We start from the raw sequence: 6,526 nt of genomic DNA, 5'->3' as shown, positions 1-6,526 counted from the left end.
TGTACCAAAAACCTTCACGTTCATCCTGCAAGCAGGATGATTACTCACTCGTTGTTCAGTTTTCAAAGATCAAACTTCGTTTCCGACTCTTTCAAGGCCGGAATTAGAATGTATCACATTCCATTATATCATGTAAAGACATTTCTCAAAAATTTTTTTGAGTTTTCCGTGCCTTTTGCGGCCGGAAGAATAATATATCATTTTGTCAGCCAGCTTGCTAGTTGTAAATTATTCCAGGAGTTGAAGCAAGTTGAACTGCTAAGAATTGTCCTATTCAAAAATTCCAATCTGCCTTGGCTTCAGTCTCTAGCTATTCATCAGGAAGGGAACCTTCCATAACAAACATTAAACCAGGAATACGCTTCATGAGGTCTCTCGCCTCTTGTTCTGTGATCCGCATTCCACATCCATCTTCATGTGCTTCCGTAAACAAATAGTCGCTTCCGTCTTCCTTCAGAAAGCACAGGTCCTCTGGCAAAGAGGGATACAGCCAATCAAGGAAACCATCAGCCTCTTCCTTCAGGATCTGTCCAGAGGCTGGCGTACATTCATATATGTAATAGACTCCTTCAGTGTAAAATGCGCTTGTCCTCATCATCATTTCTTCCGTGGTACAGCGCTCAATCAGATACGGCTTCAATCTCTGGAAAACTCTGGCGACTTCCACTGGAGTGTCCCCTATGTCGTGTTGTCTGTCCACAAGGAAAAAACGATCCGTCTTATCAATCAATTCATCAATTAAATAGATATAAGCAGCGCCACTTGGAGCCGTATGAAAAGGTATTATTCTCATGTCAATCCCCCTACATGTTCAATATCTCTGACGATTTCTACAGTGTCACGTGATTGCATTATGGCATAGGCTGATATCATCTATTCGATAACAGGAGGCTGAACACATGGCATACGGACCTGGTGCGATTTCATCTCCGTCCTCTGCAGGGTATCCTTACCCATATTATCCACCAACACCGCCACCCCCTTATCCCTATCCTTATCCGTACCCCTATCCATACCCGCCATATTACCCACTGCCTTTGCCCATTCCTTATGGCGGCCCTTGGTGGCATGGAGGGTATCCGGGAGGCGGGTACCCGGGCGGACATCACGGACCATTCCCTGGAGGCGGCTATCCCGGTGGTCCACATGGCGGAGGTCCTGGTGGTCATCCAGGTGGAGGTCCCGGCGGTTTTCACGGTCATCGCTTTTTCCAGCAGGGATAACATTTGGAATCGTGCAGGAGCTGCTGCAGGCAGTTACTGCAATTTATGATTGATTTTTACAATTTTACTAGTGATCTAGTACTCAATCTCATCCATAATCTCCAGGTTACGATTAGAGTCTTTCAGCAGGTTAGTGAACGTGTCTGTAATAAAATAAACAAAATCGGGATCATGTACATACATGATAATCTGTCCATAACTTCCCTGGTCCGACGGATCAAAGTCTAACATTAAGTAGAGGGAACCCCCGGCCATTGTCGCAAAGGGTATCCACGGTTTATGAAATAAGTAAGGTTTGATCTCGGGATCAAGTTTGCTGATCTCTTCTGCGGAATAATACTCACTCAGTTTCTCATCACGCTCACAGAAATATTGCTTGGTTTCCCGTATCTCATCAAGTGACAACATATAAAACGGGGTGCATTCCTCTCTCTCGGCATCTCCGGGATACAGGATATGAAAGGCATAACCACTACCATCTTTACATTTGTAGAATTCGCGAAAATCTTCGGGCAGCCGGACATCCATCTCGGTTTCAAAAGCAGCCAATCGATCCTCGGTAGCTCCTTTCTTCTCCTGATATTCGTGGTATAGCTGCCTAATCTCTTCATCCTTCACTTTGACATCCAATAATTCATTCAAATGATTCATCAGTTCATGCATACTATCGTGTATATCCGATTTCACAACCTTCTCCCCTTCTCACCAATTTCTGCCTGTTCCCGCACATATTCCTTATATCCCCAGAACGCTTCTTCTTCACCGCCATCTTCAATCAGAATCATGACGGCGTAAGATAAAAGGTTCAACCATTCTTCCATTAAGGCAATTTGTTCATCCGATATAAGTTTGTTCCTGCGCAGCATGCCATCAGGCAATATCGCCCATGCTCGCCCCAAATGGATGATGCTCCATAAGCAGGACATCACTTCCCGGTTTAGTGCGGGCTGCTTAAGTTGCGATGCCAACGTGCGGACAATTTCCATTAACTCGTGAAAGTTTCTTCTATTAACTGCCCGCGGAAAGGGCGCAGGCTTCCCAGAAAGCCGCTCTCCATCATGGGATGATCCAGATCGTCATGAACAAAGGCATGACATTTCAACAAAAGGACCGCTTCTTCAATTCTCAATGAGCTTTCCCCATTTCTGTTTGCATGTTATACAGCCCGCCACTCTACCATCGTAAAGGCTGCTCTCCACGCCACACAACAAAACGCTCTACTTCACGAAGTGATCCCGTTCCAATACTATAGTCATCCATCTGCTCAGCATGCAGATCAAGAATATGCACCATGCCTCCAAACGTACCTACTGCTAGTCTGGATTGGTCAGGCGAAAGCGCCAGTGAATAGATGGTGCTGCCTACAAAATGCCTCCAAACTTCCTGACCCTTCTTATCTATACATTTGAGATAGCCATAAGCATCACCAAGAACCATGCCTTCAGGTATTTCTACCGAGGCATAGACACGAGCAATTTCATCCATTATCGGCCAATCTTCTCTGGATTCATTGCCTTCCACCTCACTCAATTCCACCTGCATTGTAACTCCATTATAAAAATGACATGCATTAAACCATACCTTCCGGCTATCTCCGGAAAATAACGCATGATGCGGATAGCTCGATTCCGGATAGAGCGAATACGTATGATGACGTTCACGATCCAGAAGCATATGGTCACTGACCTGACTGCCAAACGCAATCCATCGACCATCCAGTGATACCGCAGCGTGACCCATGGAAATTTGTGTATCCTCTAATTCATGCTCCTCCACCTCTGCAGGATCAGGATGAATTGGAGATACCTTGCCATGTTCCACCAGATAAATGCCGTAAGTGGACAAAATGATGAGTGCCTGACCTTCATTAAATGGAATAAGACCTTCAAGTGTACGCTCCGGGTATTCACAGTCTGCGAGAGATTCAATTCGAGGCAGCACCTGATGAATGGCCGATTGAATATCTTCCCAACGGAACGTTGCCACTTCTTTTCCTTCCAGATGACGATCCGGATGTGTTATCACCCGAATACCTTCACTACCTGCCAGAGCATACTGTGCAGCATCCGGGGACTGGCCCGCAAATTGATATTGCGGAAAAGAAAGTACTTGCTCGGAATTCGCAGTATACACACAGCCTTGATCCGTATGAAAACCACTATTGATTACAACGGTACTGTTGTTCAGATATCCGGCTATACGCACGGCCTGCATGGATGACTGGAAGGTTTCACTGAAGGGCCATGTCGCTGCAGGCAACTCCGTGCGCAGCCTTTGCAGATCGTTCTGCTCATTGGCCTTCTTCACCATGTCCCATACTTGCGCACTGATTTCGGCTCTTCCGTCGTCTGTCAGTTCGGATTCATCCGGCTCTTCTCCCGCCATACCTCTGCGCACAAAATCATTTACACTCTGGGCATAGCGTCTCCCTTCCTTCCTCCACCGCTCCGCGATCTGTTCGTTTAACCAACTCATCCATGATTCCTCCACTCCGTGTCAATTCATGATTGTACAGTGATGTGCGAGCAAAAATTGTTCGATGTCGTAATCCGTAGTACCTCGGTTCCCGTCCGTTTCCTCATAGAAAAGCGCAATTTCACTGCCGTATGCATAATTAAAACGCAGGTATCCACCGATGGAAGCCATAAACAGCTTACAGGTATATTCATTTTCTATTACAGCATCCCAATTGAACTGCAATTGGCATAACTTGGACAAATGGTGAAGGGAGACCCCTTCCACATTATCTAGCAAGTGGTAAAAGGTATGATTCCTCAGCTCATTCCACGGTTCATAATACCTTAGTGTGATCGGGGCATTTTGACGGTAGTATCCACAATAGATCTTATCCAGCATATCTCCAAATTCCGATTCGGTATGTTCCCATAACATAATCTGTTCATCGTGGCGAGGGAGCCACAATAGCCCGTCAATGTCAGGATGAATGGCCAGAAAATCACCATCCACAGAACTCCCTATGCTAATGCACTCCTTCAATTGATCTAGACTGACAGGTGTATCCTCGGTATGCATCCAAAAATCATACTCTGCAAAAGGCTTCAATACCTCCTGATCTGGACGCTGAATATTCATCCACCCCGAATAAGTCCCCTCCCCATACTGTTCGAGCCACTCTCGATAGGATGCAGGCAATGATACGGAATACTGCTGCTCAAAATGTCCAAGCTCCTCCGCTGATACCGGTTTAAGCGTATGACTTACCACATACATGAACGACATCTCCTATCTTCAAACTCAAATCCCTGTCTTATAACCCATATGATGAATCAGGCAAGCTCCTCCTGAACAATTTCCGTTATTACGCCTTTACGATTCACGATACGAATCGAGAATGCATCATATCCATCCCGTTTAACCTGATCAAAATGCATAGTCTCGCCCGTAATCAACTCGTAGGTTCCGTCTTCATCCACATCTTCTCCGAATTCCTCATCCCAAGGAACGTTATAAAAGGCGGACAAGAGAACTTCAAACGTATCTTCTCCTTCTACGTCCAGATAAGGACGCAGCGTCCTTTTGCTCAGCTCTTCCTCCGGATAAGTTTCACATAGCATCGCATCATAACCATGTTTAGCTGCATCAATAAGCAGGTAACGCTCTCCGGTCACCGTGTGCTCGGCATATACGATTAACGGTGTCGAATCCTGCCAGGTTATCAGATCATCTTCCATCAAGTCACCATAATAAAAGATATGGAACTTGTTATGGCCATCACTCGTTTGCAGCTTGCCTTTCCACTCCACTTCCTGGTTCTCCCCATCCGTTACTTTCTTAACGATCCCTTCCAGATATGCAGGTCCATTATGTACGCCAAACAAATTCATGATCTCGCCTCCGCTTTATTCATTCGTATCCATACGATTTTCTGTTCTTCATCCACTGTCAGGTTGACATCCACATTCAGCTTATTATGAAATAGTGCCGTAATGTTCAGGTACGGGTCACGTGCCGGTTCACTTCCTCCGTTATGAGAGCGAGTCATCCCTTGGTGAATAATGGATTGTACCATATTCCCATCGCCTTTGCCCGTAGATTCATAGGTATAAATCTCCTGTCCTTCTTTATTGTAAAAATGAAGGTAGGTAGTGTAGTCCTTGGCATTGGAATATTCCATTTCCGATTTCACATAGGTGGTTTTAAGGCTATGGAAGTCCACCTTCCCTGCCAAATAGGGATTCTCGTTCTCGGGTGAAATGTCATACTCCTGATAAGCCAATTGAAAAAGGTAGTTAATATCACTCATATCCACCCGGTAATACAGCTGGCGATGATCTCCGCGCTTATCCATGGCAGCGAAACTGTTGATCAGCGGCCATGCATCATAAGGTTTTCCATTTACATCGATCACGAGCGCATAGTCTGATAAAACTTTTTCTTTTTGGAACACACCGAACGTCTGTAAAATAAAAAAGGCCGGGATCATCAGGATCCCTAAAATAATAGCCAACGTAAGCAGCTTGCCGCGCAATTTCATTCCTTTCCTCCTTCAAACATGTACAGCATCAACCTTAGCCCGTCTTGTGTTGAAGCTTGGTGAGTGTACGCACCATTTGATCCCTGTTTTTTGCTTCTTTCATATATACAGGTAGATAGTGTGATGCTGTTTTTAACGGCACATTTCCACGTCGTACGCGCAGATCGGCGGAAACATACGAAATCAGATAATTTAAATGCGCCCGATTAACAGCCCATACCAATTTGCCTCGAACGTAGTCCAGGAAATATAACTCCATCCCAAAAACGGGGTCTCTCCCGTCACGGGTGTCCATAATATATCTTCTGCAAACCGGCTTGCTATGCAGCTCGGCTTGATTGTCTGCGCCGCAGTGCGGACAATGAATGTGCGTTGATTTATGTGATACTTTTTTCTCATCTGTCACTTCAACATTGAACCAGCGTTCACAGAGAGTACAACTGCCCTTGGCATGATATTGATATACTTGTTTCTCCACCCCATGTGCATAACATGCTGAGCACTTCCACGTGATTTCATCCTGACATTCTTCAATATACGCATGACCACCGCATGATTGACATGTGACATCCACACGCTCACCTCGGCGGAGTACCCAGTAAAAATTATATTTATAGGCCCCTTCGTCCTCAAATCGCTTCATTATTAAATCGACACCTTTCTTGACTGAAATTAATTCGGCTTTCATCAGCATGGCAGTAAACATAAATTTCAAGCCTCAATATTTTCCATCCAAGGCTACCTAAAATTATAAGTAACTCCATCGCGTAGTACAAGAAACGTGTCTATGTCTGCGGAAATTTTGAAT

General features: G+C 45.2%; 10 protein-coding genes. 1 reads left to right on the top strand and 9 read right to left on the bottom strand.

What is annotated here, in order from left to right:
• Positions 1-310 precede the first annotated feature (310 nt).
• Positions 311-793 (bottom strand): hypothetical protein, encoded by a 483-nt coding sequence (locus AC3WQ3_RS15190; RefSeq protein WP_492472666.1) that lies wholly within the window; start codon positions 791-793, stop codon positions 311-313.
• Between the two features lie 106 nt (positions 794-899).
• Between AC3WQ3_RS15190 and AC3WQ3_RS15185 the strand changes: the two genes are divergently transcribed.
• Positions 900-1,223 (top strand): hypothetical protein, encoded by a 324-nt coding sequence (locus AC3WQ3_RS15185; protein WP_183521532.1) that lies wholly within the window; start codon positions 900-902, stop codon positions 1,221-1,223.
• 75 nt (positions 1,224-1,298) lie between these two features.
• On the opposite strand, the gene AC3WQ3_RS15180 is transcribed toward AC3WQ3_RS15185, so the two are convergent.
• The 8 genes from AC3WQ3_RS15180 to AC3WQ3_RS15145 form a co-directional block, all read right to left on the bottom strand.
• Positions 1,299-1,910 (bottom strand): SMI1/KNR4 family protein, encoded by a 612-nt coding sequence (locus AC3WQ3_RS15180; RefSeq protein ID WP_492472665.1) that lies wholly within the window; start codon positions 1,908-1,910, stop codon positions 1,299-1,301.
• On the bottom strand, positions 1,907-2,122 hold the full coding sequence (locus AC3WQ3_RS15175; protein ID WP_492472664.1) for a hypothetical protein: 216 nt from the start codon (positions 2,120-2,122) through the stop codon (positions 1,907-1,909). Before AC3WQ3_RS15175 ends, AC3WQ3_RS15180 begins: the two co-directional genes overlap by 4 nt.
• Before the next feature lie 86 nt (positions 2,123-2,208).
• Positions 2,209-2,352 (bottom strand): hypothetical protein, encoded by a 144-nt coding sequence (locus AC3WQ3_RS15170; RefSeq protein WP_492472663.1) that lies wholly within the window; start codon positions 2,350-2,352, stop codon positions 2,209-2,211.
• A gap of 44 nt (positions 2,353-2,396) precedes the next feature.
• Positions 2,397-3,698 carry a hypothetical protein gene (locus tag AC3WQ3_RS15165; RefSeq protein WP_492472662.1) on the bottom strand — a complete coding sequence of 434 codons (1,302 nt, stop codon included), beginning with the start codon at positions 3,696-3,698 and terminating at the stop codon, positions 2,397-2,399.
• A gap of 21 nt (positions 3,699-3,719) precedes the next feature.
• Positions 3,720-4,454: an SMI1/KNR4 family protein gene (locus AC3WQ3_RS15160; protein WP_492472661.1), complete on the bottom strand. Its 735-nt coding sequence runs from the start codon at positions 4,452-4,454 to the stop codon at positions 3,720-3,722.
• Positions 4,455-4,510: 56 nt separating this feature from the next.
• Positions 4,511-5,068: a hypothetical protein gene (locus tag AC3WQ3_RS15155; RefSeq protein WP_336780810.1), complete on the bottom strand. Its 558-nt coding sequence runs from the start codon at positions 5,066-5,068 to the stop codon at positions 4,511-4,513.
• Positions 5,065-5,718: a hypothetical protein gene (locus AC3WQ3_RS15150; protein ID WP_336780809.1), complete on the bottom strand. Its 654-nt coding sequence runs from the start codon at positions 5,716-5,718 to the stop codon at positions 5,065-5,067. The genes AC3WQ3_RS15155 and AC3WQ3_RS15150 overlap by 4 nt, the downstream gene beginning before the upstream one ends.
• A 34-nt stretch (positions 5,719-5,752) precedes the next feature.
• The gene (locus tag AC3WQ3_RS15145) at positions 5,753-6,424 is read right to left on the bottom strand and encodes a hypothetical protein (protein WP_261780038.1); all 672 of its coding nucleotides are present in this window, start codon (positions 6,422-6,424) and stop codon (positions 5,753-5,755) included.
• Between the last annotated feature and the right edge of the window lie 102 nt (positions 6,425-6,526).

This window comes from Paenibacillus sp. FW104-T2 (assembly GCF_058789975.1).
This window is presented reverse-complemented; position numbering and strand designations above follow the sequence as displayed.

Bases quoted from the DNA above. Each gene is read 5' to 3' on its own strand.
- AC3WQ3_RS15165 (WP_492472662.1), bottom strand. From the start codon at position 3,698: ATGAGTTGGTTAAACGAACAGATCGCGGAGCGGTGGAGGAAGGAAGGG.
- AC3WQ3_RS15150 (WP_336780809.1), bottom strand. From the start codon at position 5,718: ATGAAATTGCGCGGCAAGCTGCTTACGTTGGCTATTATTTTAGGGATC.
- AC3WQ3_RS15185 (WP_183521532.1), top strand. From the start codon at position 900: ATGGCATACGGACCTGGTGCGATTTCATCTCCGTCCTCTGCAGGGTAT.
- AC3WQ3_RS15160 (WP_492472661.1), bottom strand. From the start codon at position 4,454: ATGTATGTGGTAAGTCATACGCTTAAACCGGTATCAGCGGAGGAGCTT.
- AC3WQ3_RS15145 (WP_261780038.1), bottom strand. From the start codon at position 6,424: ATGTTTACTGCCATGCTGATGAAAGCCGAATTAATTTCAGTCAAGAAA.
- AC3WQ3_RS15190 (WP_492472666.1), bottom strand. From the start codon at position 793: ATGAGAATAATACCTTTTCATACGGCTCCAAGTGGCGCTGCTTATATC.
- AC3WQ3_RS15155 (WP_336780810.1), bottom strand. From the start codon at position 5,068: ATGAATTTGTTTGGCGTACATAATGGACCTGCATATCTGGAAGGGATC.